We start from the raw sequence: 19,428 nt of genomic DNA on the forward strand, positions 1-19,428 counted from the left end.
ATGAGCAAGTCTTATTCTAATCTATACCCAGACCTACACCTCATCCACAATCGAAACTGCCATAGTTTCGCTGATTTAGTTATTTTTTTTAGCGCAACATTTTTTAATTCAGATATTTCGGCAGACAAATTTCCTCTGTAGCGCTCACTATTAGCGTTCTCAAATATGCAAAATAACTCCGTATAAACCCTTGGCGATTTTCGGCTATTCTCAACTAAACTTGGTATGGAATATAACAAGAGAGTGAATATTTAAAGGAAAATCTTATGGATAAACCCAATCTCGAAATTGATAAAGTCCAATCTCAAGTTATGACTCTCGAACGACCAAAAAAGCTGAAAATCCTGGTAGTTGACGATGAGCCAGATAATCTCGATTTACTTTATCGCACATTTCGACGCGATTTTAATGTTCTGAAAGCTGATAGTGGGGTGAACGCTCTACAAGTTTTGGCAGCAGAAGGGGAGGTAGCGGTGATTATCTCCGATCAACGGATGCCAGAAATGAAAGGGACTGAGTTTCTCAGCAAGACTGTACCTCAGTTTCCCGATACAGTGAGAATAATTCTCACTGGATTTACTGATATAGAAGACTTGGTAGAAGCAATTAATGCCGGACAAGTCTACAAATATATCACCAAGCCTTGGGACCCAGGGGAACTGAAGGCAGTGGTGCAAAGAGCAGCCGAAACCTACGACTTGCTTAAGCAACGTACAGAAGAATTACGCCGCGCTCATGCTCAAATGGCGCTGCTGAGTGTTTTGGTACAGGTAACTCAAGCCGCTTCTAGCTTAGAAGAAACTCTCGCTCCCATTGCTAGGGCTGTGAGTGAAACTTTTGGGGCAGACGGCTGTATTTTACAACTTACAGATGGAAATACTCTGGTTGCAACTCAAGGAACTTACAGCGATACAGGTACAATAGAAAATTGGCTATCTCTTGACCCACTAACCAGGGAAGCGATCGCCACGGGGCAAATGCAAGTTTCCTTAAATGTACTTAAAGACACTAAATTAGTTGATGCGATTCACTACCAAAATACGGGTGTGCAAGCACACTTAGTGATCCCAATTAGCTATCGAAATCAACTTTTAGGTGTATTATCCCTACAGTGGAAACAACCTTGCACTTTGCGAGAAGATGAATTAGTGCTAATTAATTTATCAGCGCAATTGGTGGCGATCGCTCTTACTAGTAGTAGTCGCCATCAAACCACTGTGTAGTTGTCATTTGTCCTTTGTCATTTGTCCTTTATCATTGGCAAATGACAAATGACTTCTTGACCAATGACAAATGACTTCTTGACCAATGACTAACGAAATTCAGTCCATTTTTAACCGTATTGCTCCAGTTTATGACCAATTAAACGATTGGTTGAGTCTGGGACAGCATCGAATCTGGAAGGAAATGGCAGTAAAATGGAGTGCAGCTAAACCAGGAGATACTGCATTAGATTTGTGTTGCGGTAGCGGTGATTTAGCTTTGCGTTTGGCACGGCGTATCGGAGCAACAGGACAGGTGTATGGAGTAGATTTTTCCCAAAACCTGCTAGAAAAGGCTAAAGAACGCTCACATTGGCAGTACCCCCAACCTGCTATCAGCTGGGTAGAAGCTGATGTCCTCAATTTACCCTTTGACGATAACCAATTTGATGCCGCAACAATGGGCTATGGTTTAAGAAATGTTAAAGATATTTCTCGCAGTCTCCAAGAGTTATACCGGGTTTTGAAGCCGGGAGCTAAAGCCGCAATTTTAGACTTTCATCGACCGAGTAATCCTCAGCTACGTGCCTTTCAGCAGTTGTATCTGGACGGTTTCGTGGTGCCAGTTGCTAGTTATTTAGGCTTAAAAGAAGAATATGCTTACATCAGTCCCAGCTTAGATCGCTTTCCCATCGGCAAACAGCAAATAGAGTTAGCTCATCAAGTTGGTTTTGCAGTTGCCACACACTACCCCATTGCGAACGGTATGATGGGAGTGCTAGTGCTTAGTAAGTTAGGAGTTATTAGTTAAAAGTTATGAATTATGAGTAGTGATAAATTCTCATTTGAAATTTATCATTCCTAACTCCTAACTCTTGTACAGACGCGATTAATCGCATCTCTACTGTTAACTTCTAACTCTAAGCTCTAACCTCTTAACTTTTTTAATTCTTCCCTTGGACTGGTCTCATCTTTGGCTTTATGTGTCTCCCCCGGTACTGGGTGGAATTATTGGCTATTTCACAAATGATATAGCCATAAAAATGTTGTTCCGTCCTTACCGAGCAATTTACATTGCTGGACGAAGAGTACCCTTCACCCCTGGATTGATTCCCCGCAACCAGGAACGTTTGGCTTTGAATATTTCTAAGACAATCATGGGGTCACTTTTGACACCGCAAGAATTGCAAAATCTGGCGCGGCGTTTGTTGCAAACAGAACGCGTGCAATCAGCAATTCTTTGGTTGTTGCGATTAGCAATTGAACAAATCAAAACAGATAAAAACGAGAAAAGTGCGAAAATTGTTGCGGGAATTTTGCGGGATTTACTAGGGGAGTCTTTGCCACGATTGCTTAAGGTTTTAGCGCGGCGTGAAGATTTTTTAGAAGCGCAGATCAATCAAATTTTTGACCAGATATTGCTGGAATTTCAATTGAGTGAAGAACAAGCTACGCGGCTTGCTGATTGGTTGTTGCAAGTAGTTTTACCGCCGGATCTTTTACGCCAAACGATAGTTGATTTTTTGACAGATCGCACGATTCAAATTATCGATGAAGGCTTCCGCGAAAAAACCAGTGGAACTTATTGGGTAGTAGCAAACTTGTTTGGCTTACGTAATACTCTTACACGGCTACGAACTTTTTGTTTGGATGAAAAAGAGACAGCTAATACTCGCTTGCAGGAATTGACTCAAGATTTGCAGATACGCGATCGCATTCGGAAATTACTGCAAAATTTATCATTACAAAACTTGCCAATGGGTACGGTTCGCCAACTCCGAAAAACCACCCGCGAAAGTGTCCGCCATTACCTGCAAAATAGTGGCAGCGATTTTTTACAAGGATTAACTGATTCTGTTGATTGGGAAAATATTGCTGTAGTGCTGCTGAATCGTGTTAGTACTTCACCAGTTGTCAGTACTTCTTTAGAAGTCATGAGTCAAGAATTGGCTCTAATTTTAGAGAAGTATTTGGAAAAAGATTTAGAAGTAATTGTGGCACAAGCAATTCCGATTTTGTCAATAGATCAAGTAATAGTCGATCGTGTCAAATCAACTTCGCCTGCTGATTTAGAAGCTGCAATTGAGGGAATTGTCAAAAATGAATTACAGGCGATTGTGACTTTAGGTGGTGTTTTGGGTTTTGTTATCGGGTTATTGCAAACAGGATTTTTAGTATTAAGCCAATATTAATTTTTTCTGTAAATTTGTATTATCCCTGTTCTGTCACTCTCCGGGAGGGCAATCGCTAGAAGCTTCATGAGGCAATGAATACAAGCTATACTATTAGAAAAAAATGGGTCTTGTATTTGTTATTAGAAAAAATCGCGCGTAGGCGTAGCCCGTTGTAGACATCGCTTGCTATACAAAAGCTCTAGAATTCAGAAATGGTAAATGTTTTCGGAGAGTGACAGAAGAGGGTTAATATGCGTCGGGGTATCAAAATCTGGTTCTCCAGCGCTAAAACGTACAAACATCTGTATCCTTCCGCCTTCAGTGCCTTAGCCAAGGCTAAGATCGCTAAGGTTAATGAAAGTATGAAATTACGGGACAGACGGCTGTATCGTAGGCGATCGCTTCTTTCTCTGGATTCACAACAGATCCCTCTCAGATTGTTAGCACTCTGGTGGAAATCTACGATCCCAATCTGAAGACTTGGCAGACTATCGATGTCAAGAATCTTCCCAACAATCCGTTTGTAACTCAGATGAACGACGAGAGCTTCGGCTCTGACATCATAGACCTCTACGCCCGCATCCTACCCACCAAACAGAAAAACCGATTCTTAATCACTGGAGATGGTGGTGGTAAAAATGAACCCAAGATTGCACATGCAAGTACACATAGCTATTTCGTGACCTTCAATAAAGATCGAGAAGGCAAGTATTCCATTAGCTTCGAGCCAGGCCCTGACAGACTGGCGATCAACAAAGTTTATGGCACTGCTGTACTCGATCCGAGTTCTCCTAACGGGGATGTCCTCTTATTGGGTGGCATCATGGGCACCAATAACATTGGTATTGGCCCTGGAAAAGATGTCATCAAGGGAGCAAGCATCGCTGCTAGCTTAGAGCGTTGGAGAGCGCCACAAGACGCTAGCACTAAAGGTTCGTGGGAGATCGATAAGGACTTCTTGGCCAAAATCGATGAAGATATCTTGCTGAATACTGAAGACATCGTAAATGGCAAGGTGAAAAAATTTTCACTTAATTATAAGTATGTGAAACAGCCTTCAAGATTGGGTCGCTATGGCAAACGAGCTATGGAACAGGCGGTCATTCTACCCACCAAGGAAATTTTGGTGGTCAATGGAGGTAACTACGCCGAAACCCGTCCAGCTTACAACCCCACCCTGTTGATTTCCGATCGCAGCAAACTCGGCAACCAAGGCTTCCGCACCAAGCTGATGAACCCGGATATCGAACCCAGGCTTTATCACAATACCGCTTTGCTGTTACCGGATGCTCGCGTGTTAGTCATGGGTGGCAACAACTCTCGTAGCAGGAGCATACACTATGGGACGCTTCCAGAATGGAACACCAGTGGCGATCGCTCAGACATCAAGCGATAAAGAGTCTAACAATAACAACTTTAATTATCAACACGATCCGCAAGGTTTTAAGTGCCCCTTCCACGCCCACGCTCGCAAGGTTAATCCCCGTGGGGATACATCAGTCTTTGTATCAATCCCCCTAGAAGAGGAGAAGATGCATCGGATTGCCCGTCGAGCAATCAACTATGGCACTCTCCCCAGCGAAGAACCAGAAAACAACGCTGGATTGCTGTTTATGTGCTTCCAAGCCAATTTAGCAAATCAGTCAGCGAAAGCTGCCATTCAAGTTTTATCTGCTAAATCAAGTTGGATTGGGTGAATCTTCTGCCTACGATGAGAATATCAAAACTCTGTATCAATACATCAAAGATGTAATCAACCAGGAGACTGAGGCCTGCGAATATAAGATTGCTGAACTTGAGGAATACAAAGACCGGACATGGGCAATTGGTCTAAACGGAGATACCAGTGAGCCGGACGGATTTGTTAATTTCTTTGGCGAACGAGAACTGCCATTCAAGTTTTTTGTGCGAAGCCAACGTGTTTCATTGGGTGATGACTCTGCCTACGATGAGAATATCAAAACGCTGAACAACTACATTAGTTCTCTCAACCAGTGATTAACAATTCAAAATTCAAAATTTTGCTTTAGCGATACGCTCAGAGCAAGTGGGAATTGGGCATTGGGAAAGAGGAGACAGATCGCGCAACGTGTCGCAGACAAGGCAGAAGTTCTTTAATTTTGAATTTTGAATTGATTTCTCCCTCATCTCCCCACTCCCCACTCTCCACTCCCCACTCTCCACTCCTAAGCTATCGTTACATCCGGCGACAAGTAAACATCTTGAATAGCGTGAAATAGTTTCACACCTTCCTCAAAGGGACGTTGGAAGGTTTTTCGCCCAGAAATTAATCCTGAACCACCAGCGCGTTTGTTGATTACGGCGGTGCGTATTGCTTCGGCGAAATCATTTTTACCAGTCGCGCCACCAGAATTAATCAACCCCACACGCCCAGAGTAACAATTCAGTACTTGGTAACGAGTTAAATCAATTGGGTGATCGGTTGTCAGTTCTGTGTAAACCCGCTCATCGGTTTTGCCGTAACTTTTACCACTGGCTTTGGCAACTGCACCGTAACCATTGTTATTTTCTGGTAACTTTTGTTTGATGATGTCGGCTTCAATTGTTACACCCAAATGATTCGCCTGTCCGGTGAGGTCGGCTGCAAGGTGGTAATCTTTGTCTTGTTTAAAAGCGTTATTCCGCAGATAGCACCAGAGAATTGTCGCCATCCCTAATTCATGAGCGCGTTTAAAAGCTTTGCTGATTTCCTGAATTTGTCTGGTAGAATTCTCTGAGCCAAAGTAAATTGTCGCACCAACGGCAGCTGCCCCTAAATTCCAAGCTTGTTCTACATCAGCAAACAATACCTGGTCAAATTGATTGGGGAAAGTCAGCAATTCGTTGTGATTGATTTTGGCAATAAAAGGTATTTTGTGGGCATACTTGCGCGAAACGATACCTAATGTCCCCAAAGTTGTAGCAACAGCATTACAATCTGCGGCGATCGCTAGCTTGACAATATTTTCTGGATCGAAGTAAATCGGATTGGGCGCAAAAGACGCGCCAGCTGAGTGTTCAATCCCTTGGTCTACTGGTAAAATCGAGAGATAACCTGTATTTGCCAGACGACCTGTAGAATAAAGTAGATGGAGATTACGCAATACTTGAGGATTGCGATCGCTGTTGAGCCAGATGCGATCTACAAAGTCTGGCCCCGGCAAATGTATTAAATCACGAGAAACTTTTGCTTTGTGGGTAAGCAGGTCTTCTGCCTCTTTACCTAGCAATGACTCAATAGAATTAGCCTTTTTAAGCGTTGTAGTCATAGTATTATCCTCAAAAACTGAGCAAATGACCTTGCCTTTAAGATAGCATTTCTAATATTGCTAACTTAGTTGTACGGTCATTAATGATGTGTATTCTTTTTGAATATATAGCAATCTTCTTTTATAAATGAAAACCAAAAGGCTGAGATTTCCCACTTGTTTCAAGCAGTCGAGAATCTTGTGATGAAGGATTAAGTAAGGCTATACTACCGGAAGTATTAAATCAACTTTCGGGATTGATATTTTCAACTTCAGTTACCAACATTAAACAGTACAATTATACTATCTTGCGATCGTAACTGAAAATTGAAAACCCATCTTTCCCGGATTTTGGTAATAATTTTGAACAAAATAAATACAATTGTATGAGTAAGTTTCAAATCGATATCGACTTTAGCAATATAGATTTAGCTTCCCTTGAGACAGAAGAAGATTTTCAAAGAGAAGCAAAAATGTTACTCCCAAAGGCACTGGTCAAACTAGGTGAAAGTGTGGGTGAAAAGACTTGGGAAGAATTACAGCAAAAGCTGCAAGGAACTGGAGGTAAACTCAAATCTTCTCCCAGCGAGAAACGTCGGTTTATTCAAGAAACGGGAAGAACTTATCAACGAAATGCTAGTAACAGAGAAAAACAAGAACTGGAAGAATATATAGTAGAGCAATTACGCCAGCACAAGTAGTATTTGTCAGAAGTTAACTTACCGGACATGATTTAAATAAACCGGCGAAGAATCAACTCCACTTGGAAGCCATAGCCGTCGTCAACTTCCTCAATTAACTCCCGTTGCAACAGCAATTTGAAAGTAATATCAGCATGAGGGAACTGTTGCAATAAAGTTTGGCGGCTAACTATAGCTCCTTCCCCTTGAGCAGTGATAAAACGTAGAATAGCTTGTCCGGTGGCATCTACTTAGTTCTTTTGAATGTCAGCGAAGAAAAAACCCCCACTTTGCAAAGCTTCTAGTATCGCTGCTTCCACATCCGCTAAAGTTGCCAATCGCCGGATAGAGGGGTCTTGCTCGTTTTTGAGGATAATAATTTCTGCACAGAGTAGTTGTACTAAGAATGGGTGACAACGGGTGAGTTGCAGCACTCGCTCAACGGCGTTAGGTTCATAGCAGAGGGTAAAATCTTTGACGGGACATTCAATGTAGAAAGACAGTTACAACTGGATTGGACATACAGCCAAAACTTTCACCAACGTAGCACTATTGAAAATTTCGCTGAAGATTTTGTGGTTAGTTTGCGATCGCTGATTACTCATTGTTTATCTGCTGATGTATCTGAAAATCAGGCCATTCAAAGCCTCAATCAACAAATTAATAATTCCCAGCCTGCGCCCCTACATTTATTAGAACTGCCACAGGATATCTTGGAGTTACTGCCTGACGATACCGAATCGGCATATCCTCTTGCCAAAATGCAGGAATTTATGTTGCATCATTACTCGAATGACCATCAAAAAATGGGGGTTTACCACGGACAGGAATCATATTCTGACCAAGATTTACAACACCGAGACTGACAAGATGAAAACCTTAATCATTGATAACTATGACTCTTATACCTTTAATCTTTACCAATTAATTGCAGAAGTCAATGGAGAGTATCCCACTGTAATTTATAACGATCAATTTGCATGGAGTGAACTCAAACAGTGGGAATTTGACAACATTGTAATTTCACCAGGGCCCGGCCGTCCTGAGAACTTAAAAGATTTTGGAATTTGCCGTCCAGCTATTCAAAATGCCCAAGTACCGCTTCTAGGTGTTTGTCTTGGACATCAGGGGCTTGGTCATGGGTATGGAGGAAAAGTTATTCATGCACCTGAAGTTTGGCATGGTCGGCTCAGTAAAATTTATCACGCTGGCACTGATTTGTTTGTGGGAATTCCTTCTCCTTTCTCTGTTGTACGCTACCATTCCTTGCTAGTTGCAGATGACCTACCAGACTGTTTAGAAAAAGTAGCGTGGACAGATGACAACCTGATCATGGGAATGCGCCATCGATCTTTACCGCTATGGGGTGTACAGTTTCATCCAGAGTCAATCTGCACTGAATATGGACATACCTTATTGGAGAATTTTAAAGAGATTACCCTAAAATTTGCCCAAGAGCGCCGCAAAACTCCAAGAAAACAGTATTGGACAGGAGATAGCAAAGCTGCTCCAATACCTTCGAGTTCTTCTAGTCAAAAACAACAGCAGAAATTTGAACTTTGCACGCGCAAGCTGAATCTGAGTCCTGATACTGAGCAGATGTTTGTGCATTTGTTTGGCAAATCACCGAATGCATTCTGGCTAGACAGCAGTCGTGTTGAACTTGGTCTTTCTCGTTTCTCGTTTATGGGAGATAGCAGTGGCGACAACAGTCTGCTGATTCGTTATCAGACCCTAACGCAGGAACTCACGGTTACACAGTCTCACACCGTAAGCTTCAGGAAACAGCGGATTTTCGAGTATCTCAAGGGGGAACTGGAACAGCGACACTGCTCATCTGAGGAGCTACCCTTCGATTTCAACTGCGGGTTTGTGGGTTACTTTGGGTATGAATTAAAGGCAGAATGTGGATCTCAATTAAAACATCCTTCTAGTTTACCCGATGCCATGTTTTTGTTGGCCGATCGCATGATTGCAATTGACCACCAAGAGCAAACCCTGTATCTGCTTTGCCTAATTCAGCAGGGACAAACAACCTCAGCAAAAGCTTGGTTTGAATGGATCAAACAACAGATTGAGAACCTTCCTTCCCTATCGCCGATTGTTCCTGAGAAGAAAGAGACACCTGTAATCTTTCGATTAAGTAGGTCGGAAAAAACTTATCTGAATGATATTGAAAAATCTTTGCAGGAAATTCACGAGGGAGAAACTTATCAAGTTTGTTTGACAAACCAGATTCACACAGACACGACACCCGATCCACTCTTTTTCTATCGTACATTACGCCAGATAAATCCTGCGCCATACTCTGCATTTTTACGCTTTGGCGATGTGGCGATCGCTTGTTCATCTCCAGAGCGATTTCTACGCATCGATCGCCAAGGTTGGGTAGAAACAAAGCCCATCAAAGGAACTCTACCACGAGGAAAAACACCAGATGAAGATTTTATCCTGCGCGAAAGATTACGTAACAGCGAAAAAGATCGGGCGGAAAATCTGATGATTGTAGATTTGCTGCGCAACGATCTGGGACGGGTATGTGCAGTTGGTACTGTGCATGTTCCTAAATTGATGGATGTAGAAACCTATGCTACAGTGCATCAACTGGTGACGACGATTCGCGGTCAATTACGCGCTGGGATGAGCGCCACAGACTGTATTCGTAATGCTTTCCCCGGTGGTTCTATGACAGGCGCTCCCAAGCTCAGAACCCTTGAGATTATCAATCGATTAGAGCAGGAAGCACGGGGAGTTTATTCAGGAGCGATCGGCTTTTTGGGATTGAATGGTTCAGCTGATTTGAATATTGTTATTCGTACTGCTGTGCTGACAACCGAGCAAACCTCAATTGGTGTTGGCGGTGGTATTGTGGCGCTTTCCGATCCCCAGATGGAGTTTCAAGAAATACTGCTGAAAGCAAAGGCATTGATTCATGCCATGATACTCACAACTCATGGAGCTTTTGATGCCAATCAATATCACATCCAAGGAATAGAAACAGAAGTTTCTGATAGCTATCAAAAAGTGCAGGCATAGGTGCTTAACAATTTAAAATTCAAAATGAAATCTAATTCAAGTAACTCCGAAACTTCTTGGATTTTGTGAACAGTTGCCAATACTTTTGAATTTTACCAGTGCTAGTTTTTGGCAGAGTAGTAAATTCAATTGTCGTAGGGCATTTAAAAGCAGCAATTCGATCGCGGCAGAATTGGATTAAATTTTGTTCTGTAACTTGCGCGTTTTCTTTGAGGGTAACGAAAGCTTTTGGCACTTCACCACGCTTGGCATGAGGTACAGCAATAACTGCACATTCTAACACGGCTTCATGGCGGTAAAGACATTAGACTTTAGCATTACGTTGAATAAAAGTTAGAGGTGTGAGAAAGCTGCGCTCAACTGCTTCAGGGTTCATGGCTAATGCTAACAGTAATTATTTACGAAGGAGCATACCATACGGTCAGAAGGCGCTACATGATTGTTACGGTACTTAGTTACTGCGATCGCATTCAATTAGGCTAGACTCAGGAGCAGGCTCAGTCTACCTTGAGACTCCGGTTACTTGCAAATGGTAGGCACCTAAGAGGATGTTTGAAAAGTCCTCTTGTCGGTATCAAAAATTTTAGATCCCCCTAAATCCCCCTTAAAAAGGGGGACTTTGATTCCGGTTCCCCCCTTTTTAAGGGGGGTTAGGGGGGATCTAAAAGTGCCTAAAGTCACAGCGAAACACTTTTCAAACAACCTCTAAGGTTTATTCTCACAGAGATGCCAGTATTATTTTTACGATCGTGACTGCGTTTATTATGGCTTTGTTCCAGTGTTGATGATGAATTAAAAAATTTAAATTATACAAGTAACGTCCGGAAAACCAAGGTGAAGTTAGGAAAAATAGTGAAGATATAATTGTAAATTTCTTTGATTGAGTTAGTATAAAAGGCTTTCACAATGGTTACTACTCCTGTACACTATTTGCAAATTCTGGGCAATCCAAATATTGAAATTTCTCAAGATGAGTTGCGATCGCTTTTAGGAGAAATAGAAGTACAACTGCATCGTAGCCGAGTTTATCGACGTGCTTTAGCGATTGTGCAGAAGTTAATAGGTTCAGAAACAGATCAAGCTCAAGATTTATTAAAAGCCGTAGGTAGAGAAGCGATCGGTTTAGCATTTCGACAATTTGCCCAACAAAATCAAAAAGTTGAAATAGCTACAGATACGAAGCAAGCCACGGAAACAGTCAATTCTTCATCAGAGATACAGCAGGAGTGTTGCACTCAACAGGAGCAATCCTCTAAAAATACAGCAGAAAATTCGCTGTGGAAAAAACCACTGCAATTGCTGAATCATCAGAGAATTTCTCAAGCAGAACTTGCCTTGCAAGCAGACCAAAAACGCATGGTGTGCCTACGCCAAATCGGGCAACAACTCCAGAAAACCCGTTTATCCAAAGGGCTTTCTTTGGATCACATCCAGCTTTCTACTCATATCCGAACCGAGCTGATAGAGGCATTAGAAAACGGCAACTCGAAAGAATTGCCAGATGACATTTTTGTACGTGGATTTATACGACGTTATGGAGATGCTTTAGGGCTTAATGGTGTTGCTTTAGCTGCTTCTTTACCAGTACAAGCAGCTATACCAGTAACTCAGCCCCTTTCGTATCAATCTAAAAAAGGAATGGGATTGGAAATTCGTCCGACGCATTTATATGTAGGTTATACAGCTCTTCTTGCTGGTGCAATGGGAGGATTAGCTTTGATGTCCCAGCAACAAGCAAATACTAATATATCAACTGAGCAAGATAACTCTTCTTCTGTTTTACAATCGTTAAAACAACAATCCCCTACTGTTAAACCAGGAATTAAATCTACTAATACTGGTGTGGTTGTCGGATCTGATATTTCCCCACCAGAAGGATCGTATTAACGAACTGCACCACAATCCAATTACATCTTAATATTGACCTCAGTTCGGGAACAGTCAGGTTTATTCACCTCTAACTAACTGAAACGACACAACACGTTTATATATCCCAAAATCAAGCAACGGTGTAATGCAGAGTTTCAGCTTATCCCGAACTCAGGTTTTGTTCAATTTTATGCCGTCCTCGCCACTCCATTCCAATCATGAGTGGTGAGCATGGTCTGCGTAGGCACAAAATATTGTGTAAAAGCTAAAAAACTGTAGCTGGGAGTTGATTGTTCTGACTTTTCACGGTATCCGAAAAACCTCTCTCTAAATCTCTCTCCTAAAAGGAGAGAGACTTGGAAATTTCCCCCTTCCCGACGTGGGAAGGGGATTAGGGGGTTAGGTTTTTGGTGGACTTTTCCACATAACGTGAAAAGTCAGGTTAATTGATATATTGGAACCTTTATGAAAGTCAGGTTAAAATCGCAAGCAAAGTGTAAATCTGAAGTGAAACTATGAAAACTGCTGAAAAATTAGCTGCCGGTTGGCTACTAACACTCGGATTCATGTTTGTAACTCTATCAGCAACAGCGGCACTAGAAAAATTCGCTACACCTAAAGCCATCTCAATACCGACGGGTGAGTATGAGTTTAACGCACCGAATGCTACTTATGAAGATAATAATGCTGCTGTTGGTGGTCTAATTTTTGGTGTCCCGACCCTAACACTGGGCACGTGGTTAGCATTGGGATTGTACCGTCAAAGTCGGCAGGAGAAAAAGGCAATTAATCAACAAGTTAGCGATCGCCTACAATCGATTTTTTATGAGATGCTACAAGAAAATCACGGGCGCGTAACTGTTTTAGGCTTTGCCATCCAGTCACAACTACCCGCAGCCCACGCCAGACAATATTTAGATGAAAAAGCTAAAGAATTCAATGCAAATTTTAAGGTGAACGAAGAAGGGGCTGTATCATATCATTTTGATGTCTAATTGTCATTAGTCCTTTGTCATTTGTTACTTACTAATGACCAATGAGCAATGACGATCTTCAACTTACGGCTAGGTCTAATGACGCAGATTTTTTTGAGCGTAGCTGCCATTTTAGGCGGTTTGTCGGTTGCTGCTGGTGCTTTTGCTTCCCATGCTTTGCGGGAAAAGATTAGTGAGCGATCGCTAGAAATTTTTGAAACTGGCGCTCGTTACCAAATGTATCATGCTCTGGCACTGTTTCTAGTAGCCATACTAATTAGTCGTACCGAGTCGCCTCAACCCACACTCGTAGCCAGTGGATGGCTGTTTATCATTGGCATTGCTATTTTCTCAGGTAGCTTGTACGCCCTTAGCTTAACCGGTATTAAATCCTTGGGAGCGATCGCACCACTAGGCGGCACAGCCTTTCTTGCAGGTTGGGGTGCTTTAGCTTTTGCTGCTTGGAATTTGAAGTTGTAAACAAGTTAGGAGTTAGGAGTTTTTAACTCTTAACTTCATTTTTTACAGGCTCATTTATCTTGTCTTTACAGCATATTTTCAACAAAAATATTTTCCAACACATAAAATTGGCCAATTCATAAATCATAATTTAAACAAGGTGAATACAAATAAATTAGTACCGTTATCTATAAATAACGCAGAATTTTAAATTTCTCTTTTTTAAAAAAACTAGTAGTGAGGAGTTAAAAGGTTATAATTTATAGTTTTTTGCTCTCAGGCGTATTAACAAATTATCCAAATCTGCATTAGCTGAAGGTGCTTCAGGTAATGAGCTAGATTGATATGCCTCTTGTAACTTATTACGCAGACGTTCATATTCTCTTTGATAAAAAGCTACATTAATATCTGATAAAATAGATTTTTCTGTAGCTGTTAATTTTTGGGAGATTAAATCAGAAATATAGGGTAAATTAAAAACCTCATTTAGCTTAATTAAATTAGGCTCAACTACTCCTGTTTGCATCAGATAAATTCCAGTTAATAGGACTCGATAAACATAAAGTAATGGCTTAATTCGATACGTATGTTCTTTTTCAAAAAGTTTCCATTGTGTTGTGGCAAAACCAATATAATGGTAGCTATGATGACGAGTAATACAATTTTTAGCAATAATTTTCAATTCCTCATGTTCAGGTGAGGTTATTAATATTAAAGGAGAATACAATTGTTCTAAGACATAACCATTCTTTTTAAGTAGCATCAAAAAGAATTTTTTGACATCATGGGTTACTAGATCAATTTCTAAAGATTCGCGAACTCCTGAAACTTCAATAGTTTCATTTTTAGTCTGTAATCCCACTACTTCTTCAACTGGTAAAATATGCACACCACGCAAATCATAATCAGAATTGGCTGAGGGAAAGCCATATAAGTGGGAACCACTGATGATGGCGAATAAAAACGGGTAAGGTTGTTGCCCAATAATTGTGTTAATAGAATCCCCAGTGACTAGAACTTGTCATCGCGAATCTGAAAGTTAGATTGTTTGTTGAGAAATCCGGCGATCTGTTTAACCCAGTTGGCAAGCCTGTCAAACTTGTGCTTGACCATGCTTTCAATACCGTTAAGCCGATACTCAACAAAAAGTTTCTTCTCGTTGTACTCAGTTAGGTGTACATCTACTTTCCGTTCAACAGTGTACAACCTATCAACAAAGTTATCCTTGAGATGATCAACAGCTGCTAATACAGTATTTTCAACTCTGTTGATTTTGGCGTTGATATTTGCTTCTACCTGTGCCAATCGGTAAATAGCTCCTATCAAAGTAAGCAGCCCAAGAATGATAGTTAGGGCGTTATTAATATCAATTTTCATTTAAAGTAATCCTTCTAACTTCAGATTCCATTGAGCGAATGATGCTAGAGAATATTGATTAATTTTTCTATGAGAAAGAATGCAACCAACAGAGCAAGTAATAATATTTTATTCTCTAAACTCCTTTGGAACTTGAAACTCACGAATAATACTATCTTCAGAAACTGGAATGTAAGTTTTAAGAGACTTGCTATTGTCTGGATAGTAAAACTTAATATAACCACCACTTCTAATTTTTAGTTCGTTCCAATCTTGCTGGTTAACAATAGTAGTAGTAATTCTAAATGTTTCACTCAATGTAGAAACGGGGAACAATTGCCATTCATTTGAAACAGTAATTTCTCCTAGCTGTTCCCAATCTCCAAGACTATCGGTGATTATTGTCATACAAAAATAGGGGTGTTTTCACCCCTTTTGTTAGCTTTAAGGTTAACTAGTTAGAAGGTATCAATAACGAGCGAGGGTTGTGTATTGAGTGCCATATCCAGTAACTAGCTCAATGTAACCATTGGGGCCAAGCATACCAGTGCGTTTAGTCCCATTAGTTTCATTAAAGTACTCGTCAAACTTGCCAATGATTGTATTTAGGGTAAAAGCTCCAGAAGCAATCGAGAAGGGCAAAGTATAGTGTGATTGCTTGTTCTTAACGTCGTATTTTTTGACCCAACGAGTACCCCAAGGTGTAGTTACAGGAGTTGCAGTGGCGTCGCCGTAAAACCAACGTAATTTAACAATTGCAATCTTGCTGCCTTTAGTAATTTCAACAGCAGCCTCACTGTCAGGAAGGGTAGCAAGTAATCCAGCCGCAGCAACACCACCAACCTCTGATAAAGCAGCAGCTTTAACATTAATCTTGAGGAATTGACCTGATTTTATTGGGTCACGATAGTAAACAGTTGAAAAATCTTCCGCGGCTCGTGGCGTGTACGGTTTTGGATTGGCGGTTTTCCGTGCTTTCATTGCCGCTTCTCTAGCACGGGCTAATCTAGCTCTTTCTTCTAACTCTGCTGGGCTATAACGTCTTGACATAATTTGTTGTCTCCTTGTGTTTCAACGCTAGCCTAGCTTTCGGGTGTTTTTTTCTCCCGGACACTATATAGTGTCCTGATGTTTTGATAACTTGTTGATTGATGTCATCAATCAGAAAAATTATTAATTGAAACGGGATAACTCATATATCAAGAATTGCGCCTTTTGAGTATGTGGTATCTATCAAAAATACAGGTTTTGGTTTGCCTGGAATCTCTATGTATGCATACCTAAATTCTAGGGTTGCTACTGGTCGATAGCCAGGTTTTTTAGTGGATTTACCGTAAACTACATGAGTACCTTCTGACTGAGTTGAATTTTTGTCAGGAGTTAAAACCATCAATTTATTGGCATCAAAACTTTTATCAATAACTTTGTAAATTCTACTAAATACGTCAATAGCATCAGCTTTAGTTCTAACTAGGAACTTTCTTCTATAGTCAAATCCATGAGTTGGATCATTCATGTAAGAGGTGAGTTTACCTCTGTCAAACCTAACACCCTGACCACTAACAAGAAAATTAGTTTTGATTTCCCTCGCTAACTCAATTGCTTTGATAGAGGTGAAAGTTTCAGAAGTTTCATTAAGCAGCCGAAAACTAAATTCACTTTCTAATTTTTTATCATTGTCAGGAACCGCAGATAAATCTTGAGAGAAAAATAAGAAAACTTTTGGTCTACCTTCAATTGGTGGTGCAACATTCTCCTTGCTGCCGTGATAAACAATTAAGTCATTTTTTCCGTATCCGAGAGTGTCGTACAGTAGCCTCATTCTGAGATTAGTCACAATGATAGAATCATTGTCTTTATGAGTGCAAGCTACTCGCAAACTTCCTCTTGATGTGCTTGTTTCCGGTTCCCAAGTTTCACCGAGGTCTTTGAAGTAAAGTGCAAGTTTTTTATTTTCTTGCTGACGAATTACGGCTTGTAGATGCTCAACATCATTAAAGTCAGATGTTAATGTCATAGTTTTTAATCATTCGCATTAACTGTATCAGCAGTTTGAATATTAGGAGTAGCACTATTAGCTTTACTTGCATCCTCTTTCTGCTTCTGCTTTTGAGCGTCTGTCAGATCCATTCCCTTTGATGTCTCTTCTTTTAGGCTTGTTGCTAATGCAGCAGTACTATTGTTAAATTCAGTTGCAGCTTGGGTAACATCAATTGGAACCTGAGAAACCTGAAGCAAAAAGTTAGCCGCATCATCAAGGTTATTTAATTTATCAAAAAATCCACCTGTTTTAAAGTTGGGATTGGGGTTAAAGACTTGATAAGCTTTTTCACCAACTGCACCCCATGCTCTTAACCCGTTGCCAATTTTAGCGTTTTGGCTTCCTACAACTTCTAGTCCATTGATAACTGAATTAGTTAAGCCAGCGACAGAATTAGCGACATTTGCAGTACTTCTGTAAATTGTTGAAGCTCTTTTCCATTGCAATACCATTTCGGCGTAATTATCCGCACCAATAGCATCTTTGATGACTCCTTCTACTTGTTTACCAAGTATTTCGTTTAAATCTATTGCTGAACCGTCCGCATCTTTGACTCCAAAAATTGTCAATCCATTTTCAACAACGGTTAGTAAAGTATCTCCAACTTGGGCGCTTAACATTGTTGCGTTATGAATAGTTACCCAAAGAGTTAAAAGATTCGTGATTCTATCAATTTGCAACCACTTAAACCCTCTTCCCAGAAAACCTGAGATGCCACCGGGAACCTGATCGCCTAGTTTATTGTTGATAACGCCAAGTAAAGCTAAATCTGCCCCTTGTCCTACGGCATTAACAGCGCCAAGTATATTTGCAGCATTGCTGTTGTTGTTGTTGGTGATGTCGGCTGCATTGTCTTTTAGTGCTTTGTTCATACAGCCACCCGGTTGAGTAGTTCTGCACGTCCCCGTCGCAGCCGCAGCTTCTATCTGGGGAATTGTTGGAATATCGGGTCTAATTGCCGCCGCTGCACGAGCGGGGATGAAGGGTAATATTCCCAAGATTTGGTCTAATTTCGGCAGTGCTAACCCATTCACTCTCTCTTGTTCCTTTACTTTTTCGTCAACTTTTGCAATTTCTTTTTTGTTAATTTCAACATCGTTTTTTAAACCGGGAATGCCTTGATTGCTAATTTGAGTAATAGCTGTTGCATTGCTTTCAATATCATTTTTAAGCTTGGGGATATCTGCTTTAATCAAATTTAAATCCTTAGTTAATTCAGCTGTTGCAGATTTGTAGTTACTTGAAGATGTAACACTTTCCACTTGCCCAACTCTTCCTTGAACTTTGCTTAAATCCGCGTTCCATTTCGCGGCTTGAGCTTCATAGGATTGCTGATATGTCTGACTTAGCCCCGCTGTAGTGCCTTCAATTGTCGTAACCTTTGCTTCAATACGTGGGACTACCACTCGTTCTACATAAGTTATTGTTTTTGCCATTTCTGCGGTTGTTCCCGTACTTTGGGTAACTGTTGCTTCAATCCGTGGCACTAACACCCGTTCTACATAGGTTATTGTCTTTGCCATTTCTGCGGTTATTCCCGTGCTTTTAGTAACCGTTGCTTCAATACGTGGAACTAGCACTCTATCAACATACTTTCTAGTACTTTCTGTTTCGGTCTTGATGTCAGATTGAATTTTTGAGATGGCAGTGGTAACAGATTTTTGAACAGTATCAAATACACTATTACTAACTTTTGACACTTAAAAACTAACTGTTTGAATTTTGGTATCAACAAATTGAATTTTGGTATCAACAAAAGCTCTTAATCCAACTATTTGCCCATTGAACTTTTGACTATTCTGACGTGTTTCATACAAAGCATCGTTTCCTAGTTTTCTCGCGGCTTCTGCTAGTCCAGTTACGATTCTCCTGCCTTCCCGCGTTTCATACAGCGCATCGTTGCTCTTTTTGGCGATAACTTCAGTTTGTTTGTTTAGCTGATAAAAATCTTTAGCATTAGCGTTTAACTCCTTTTCAAACTTCTGTATTTTGGTGTCAAAAGATTTAAGTTTTAATCCATTATTTACTGCAATTGTGTTAGTTTTAGTGAGTTCAAGTCCGATCTGGCTAAGGTCGTCAAACGTTCTGTTGGTGAGAAATTCTTGGAATTTTACTAAGACAACTACGCCAATTGCTGCAAAAATTCCAAGGATACCACCAACACGTGATGCTTTATCCAAGACAGCACTTCCAGGGACATTTTTAAGAAGTACATTTTGGATTTTGGTAGAAAGATCGGAAGCTTTTTTGGTAGCATCTGCAACTTTCTTGGCATTAGCAGCAGTGCTTTTGAGAGCTTTCATTCTTTTAGCCGCTTCTTTAGCGCCACTTTTGGACATGAATTGAGATGTTACGCGCTTAACCTTTTTAGCTTCGAGTAACATCTTTC

21 protein-coding genes and 1 pseudogene are annotated in these 19,428 nt (G+C 40.8%); 12 read left to right on the top strand and 10 right to left on the bottom strand.

Translation table 11 applies throughout. The features are described from left to right. The first annotated feature begins 266 nt into the window (after nt 1-266). The 6 genes from AC1F2U_RS24365 to AC1F2U_RS24390 all read left to right on the top strand — a co-directional run bounded on the left by AC1F2U_RS24365 (nt 267) and on the right by AC1F2U_RS24390 (nt 5,374). Nucleotides 267-1,223: a response regulator gene (locus AC1F2U_RS24365; protein WP_480263426.1), complete on the top strand. Its 957-nt coding sequence runs from the start codon at nt 267-269 to the stop codon at nt 1,221-1,223. 85 nt (nt 1,224-1,308) lie between these two features. Further along, nucleotides 1,309-2,013 carry a bifunctional demethylmenaquinone methyltransferase/2-methoxy-6-polyprenyl-1,4-benzoquinol methylase UbiE gene (gene ubiE, locus AC1F2U_RS24370; protein WP_480263427.1) on the top strand — a complete coding sequence of 235 codons (705 nt, stop codon included), beginning with the start codon at nt 1,309-1,311 and terminating at the stop codon, nt 2,011-2,013. A gap of 145 nt (nt 2,014-2,158) precedes the next feature. Next, nucleotides 2,159-3,394, top strand: a complete 1,236-nt coding sequence (locus AC1F2U_RS24375) for a DUF445 domain-containing protein (protein WP_480263428.1) — start codon at nt 2,159-2,161, stop codon at nt 3,392-3,394. 661 nt (nt 3,395-4,055) lie between these two features. Next, nucleotides 4,056-4,772: a hypothetical protein gene (locus AC1F2U_RS24380; protein WP_480263429.1), complete on the top strand. Its 717-nt coding sequence runs from the start codon at nt 4,056-4,058 to the stop codon at nt 4,770-4,772. Further along, nucleotides 4,717-5,073 carry a hypothetical protein gene (locus AC1F2U_RS24385; RefSeq protein ID WP_480263430.1) on the top strand — a complete coding sequence of 119 codons (357 nt, stop codon included), beginning with the start codon at nt 4,717-4,719 and terminating at the stop codon, nt 5,071-5,073. The genes AC1F2U_RS24380 and AC1F2U_RS24385 overlap by 56 nt, the downstream gene beginning before the upstream one ends. Continuing rightward, nucleotides 5,066-5,374 carry a hypothetical protein gene (locus AC1F2U_RS24390; RefSeq protein ID WP_480263431.1) on the top strand — a complete coding sequence of 103 codons (309 nt, stop codon included), beginning with the start codon at nt 5,066-5,068 and terminating at the stop codon, nt 5,372-5,374. Before AC1F2U_RS24385 ends, AC1F2U_RS24390 begins: the two co-directional genes overlap by 8 nt. A gap of 188 nt (nt 5,375-5,562) precedes the next feature. Here AC1F2U_RS24390 and AC1F2U_RS24395 read toward each other — a convergent pair whose 3' ends face one another. After that, entirely contained in the window at nt 5,563-6,645 is a 1,083-nt protein-coding gene (locus tag AC1F2U_RS24395; RefSeq protein ID WP_480263432.1) for a class I fructose-bisphosphate aldolase, read from the bottom strand. A 365-nt stretch (nt 6,646-7,010) separates the two neighbouring features. On the opposite strand from AC1F2U_RS24395, the gene AC1F2U_RS24400 reads away from it, so the two are divergent. Further along, nucleotides 7,011-7,325: a hypothetical protein gene (locus AC1F2U_RS24400; RefSeq protein WP_104907687.1), complete on the top strand. Its 315-nt coding sequence runs from the start codon at nt 7,011-7,013 to the stop codon at nt 7,323-7,325. Nucleotides 7,326-7,555: 230 nt separating this feature from the next. Here AC1F2U_RS24400 and AC1F2U_RS24405 read toward each other — a convergent pair whose 3' ends face one another. Then, a complete protein-coding gene (locus tag AC1F2U_RS24405; RefSeq protein WP_480263433.1) occupies nt 7,556-7,738 on the bottom strand; it encodes a hypothetical protein in 183 nt (60 codons plus the stop codon). Here AC1F2U_RS24405 and AC1F2U_RS24410 point away from each other — a divergent pair. Both AC1F2U_RS24410 and pabB read left to right on the top strand, forming a co-directional pair. Continuing rightward, the gene (locus AC1F2U_RS24410) at nt 7,730-8,170 is read left to right on the top strand and encodes a hypothetical protein (protein WP_480263434.1); all 441 of its coding nucleotides are present in this window, start codon (nt 7,730-7,732) and stop codon (nt 8,168-8,170) included. The genes AC1F2U_RS24405 and AC1F2U_RS24410 overlap by 9 nt on opposite strands. Nucleotides 8,171-8,174: 4 nt before the next feature. Continuing rightward, entirely contained in the window at nt 8,175-10,340 is a 2,166-nt protein-coding gene (pabB, locus tag AC1F2U_RS24415; RefSeq protein WP_480263435.1) for an aminodeoxychorismate synthase component I, read from the top strand. Between the two features lie 31 nt (nt 10,341-10,371). Here the strand turns inward: pabB and AC1F2U_RS24420 are convergent. Then, nucleotides 10,372-10,629: pseudogene (locus AC1F2U_RS24420) on the bottom strand (AMP-binding enzyme); the annotation flags it as partial. Between the two features lie 617 nt (nt 10,630-11,246). Between AC1F2U_RS24420 and AC1F2U_RS24425 the strand changes: the two are divergent. The 3 genes from AC1F2U_RS24425 to AC1F2U_RS24435 all read left to right on the top strand — a co-directional run bounded on the left by AC1F2U_RS24425 (nt 11,247) and on the right by AC1F2U_RS24435 (nt 13,663). After that, a complete protein-coding gene (locus tag AC1F2U_RS24425; RefSeq protein WP_480263436.1) occupies nt 11,247-12,227 on the top strand; it encodes a helix-turn-helix domain-containing protein in 981 nt (326 codons plus the stop codon). Nucleotides 12,228-12,724: 497 nt separating this feature from the next. Continuing rightward, complete coding sequence (locus AC1F2U_RS24430) at nt 12,725-13,204, top strand: hypothetical protein (RefSeq protein ID WP_480263437.1); 480 nt, start codon at nt 12,725-12,727, stop codon at nt 13,202-13,204. 78 nt (nt 13,205-13,282) lie between these two features. Next, the gene (locus AC1F2U_RS24435; protein WP_292732078.1) at nt 13,283-13,663 is read left to right on the top strand and encodes a DUF423 domain-containing protein; all 381 of its coding nucleotides are present in this window, start codon (nt 13,283-13,285) and stop codon (nt 13,661-13,663) included. Nucleotides 13,664-13,895: 232 nt separating this feature from the next. Here the strand turns inward: AC1F2U_RS24435 and AC1F2U_RS24440 are convergent, their stop codons facing one another. The 7 genes from AC1F2U_RS24440 to AC1F2U_RS24470 all read right to left on the bottom strand — a co-directional run. After that, complete coding sequence (locus AC1F2U_RS24440) at nt 13,896-14,639, bottom strand: nucleotidyltransferase domain-containing protein (protein ID WP_480263445.1); 744 nt, start codon at nt 14,637-14,639, stop codon at nt 13,896-13,898. Between the two features lie 14 nt (nt 14,640-14,653). Further along, the gene (locus AC1F2U_RS24445; protein ID WP_322637034.1) at nt 14,654-15,019 is read right to left on the bottom strand and encodes a hypothetical protein; all 366 of its coding nucleotides are present in this window, start codon (nt 15,017-15,019) and stop codon (nt 14,654-14,656) included. A 108-nt stretch (nt 15,020-15,127) separates the two neighbouring features. After that, nucleotides 15,128-15,406: a hypothetical protein gene (locus tag AC1F2U_RS24450; protein WP_480263438.1), complete on the bottom strand. Its 279-nt coding sequence runs from the start codon at nt 15,404-15,406 to the stop codon at nt 15,128-15,130. A gap of 60 nt (nt 15,407-15,466) precedes the next feature. Next, nucleotides 15,467-16,048, bottom strand: a complete 582-nt coding sequence (locus AC1F2U_RS24455; protein ID WP_480263439.1) for a hypothetical protein — start codon at nt 16,046-16,048, stop codon at nt 15,467-15,469. 142 nt (nt 16,049-16,190) lie between these two features. Then, entirely contained in the window at nt 16,191-17,015 is an 825-nt protein-coding gene (locus tag AC1F2U_RS24460) for a hypothetical protein (protein WP_480263440.1), read from the bottom strand. A 5-nt stretch (nt 17,016-17,020) separates the two neighbouring features. Continuing rightward, nucleotides 17,021-18,739, bottom strand: a complete 1,719-nt coding sequence (locus AC1F2U_RS24465; RefSeq protein ID WP_480263441.1) for a hypothetical protein — start codon at nt 18,737-18,739, stop codon at nt 17,021-17,023. Beyond that, nucleotides 18,740-19,428 (bottom strand): hypothetical protein (locus AC1F2U_RS24470; RefSeq protein ID WP_480263442.1); only part of this gene is annotated, 689 nt, incomplete at its 5' end.

Source organism: Nostoc sp. LEGE 12454 (assembly GCF_056620565.1).

What these genes read in the sequence shown, in the direction of transcription:
- ubiE (WP_480263427.1), top strand. Translation starts at nt 1,309, where the DNA reads ATGACTAACGAAATTCAGTCCATTTTTAACCGTATTGCTCCAGTTTAT.
- AC1F2U_RS24455 (WP_480263439.1), bottom strand. Translation starts at nt 16,048, where the DNA reads ATGTCAAGACGTTATAGCCCAGCAGAGTTAGAAGAAAGAGCTAGATTA.
- pabB (WP_480263435.1), top strand. Translation starts at nt 8,175, where the DNA reads ATGAAAACCTTAATCATTGATAACTATGACTCTTATACCTTTAATCTT.
- AC1F2U_RS24385 (WP_480263430.1), top strand. Translation starts at nt 4,717, where the DNA reads ATGGGACGCTTCCAGAATGGAACACCAGTGGCGATCGCTCAGACATCA.
- AC1F2U_RS24445 (WP_322637034.1), bottom strand. Translation starts at nt 15,019, where the DNA reads ATGAAAATTGATATTAATAACGCCCTAACTATCATTCTTGGGCTGCTT.
- AC1F2U_RS24430 (WP_480263437.1), top strand. Translation starts at nt 12,725, where the DNA reads ATGAAAACTGCTGAAAAATTAGCTGCCGGTTGGCTACTAACACTCGGA.
- AC1F2U_RS24400 (WP_104907687.1), top strand. Translation starts at nt 7,011, where the DNA reads ATGAGTAAGTTTCAAATCGATATCGACTTTAGCAATATAGATTTAGCT.
- AC1F2U_RS24425 (WP_480263436.1), top strand. Translation starts at nt 11,247, where the DNA reads ATGGTTACTACTCCTGTACACTATTTGCAAATTCTGGGCAATCCAAAT.
- AC1F2U_RS24460 (WP_480263440.1), bottom strand. Translation starts at nt 17,015, where the DNA reads ATGACATTAACATCTGACTTTAATGATGTTGAGCATCTACAAGCCGTA.
- AC1F2U_RS24450 (WP_480263438.1), bottom strand. Translation starts at nt 15,406, where the DNA reads ATGACAATAATCACCGATAGTCTTGGAGATTGGGAACAGCTAGGAGAA.
- AC1F2U_RS24395 (WP_480263432.1), bottom strand. Translation starts at nt 6,645, where the DNA reads ATGACTACAACGCTTAAAAAGGCTAATTCTATTGAGTCATTGCTAGGT.
- AC1F2U_RS24365 (WP_480263426.1), top strand. Translation starts at nt 267, where the DNA reads ATGGATAAACCCAATCTCGAAATTGATAAAGTCCAATCTCAAGTTATG.
- AC1F2U_RS24435 (WP_292732078.1), top strand. Translation starts at nt 13,283, where the DNA reads ATGACGCAGATTTTTTTGAGCGTAGCTGCCATTTTAGGCGGTTTGTCG.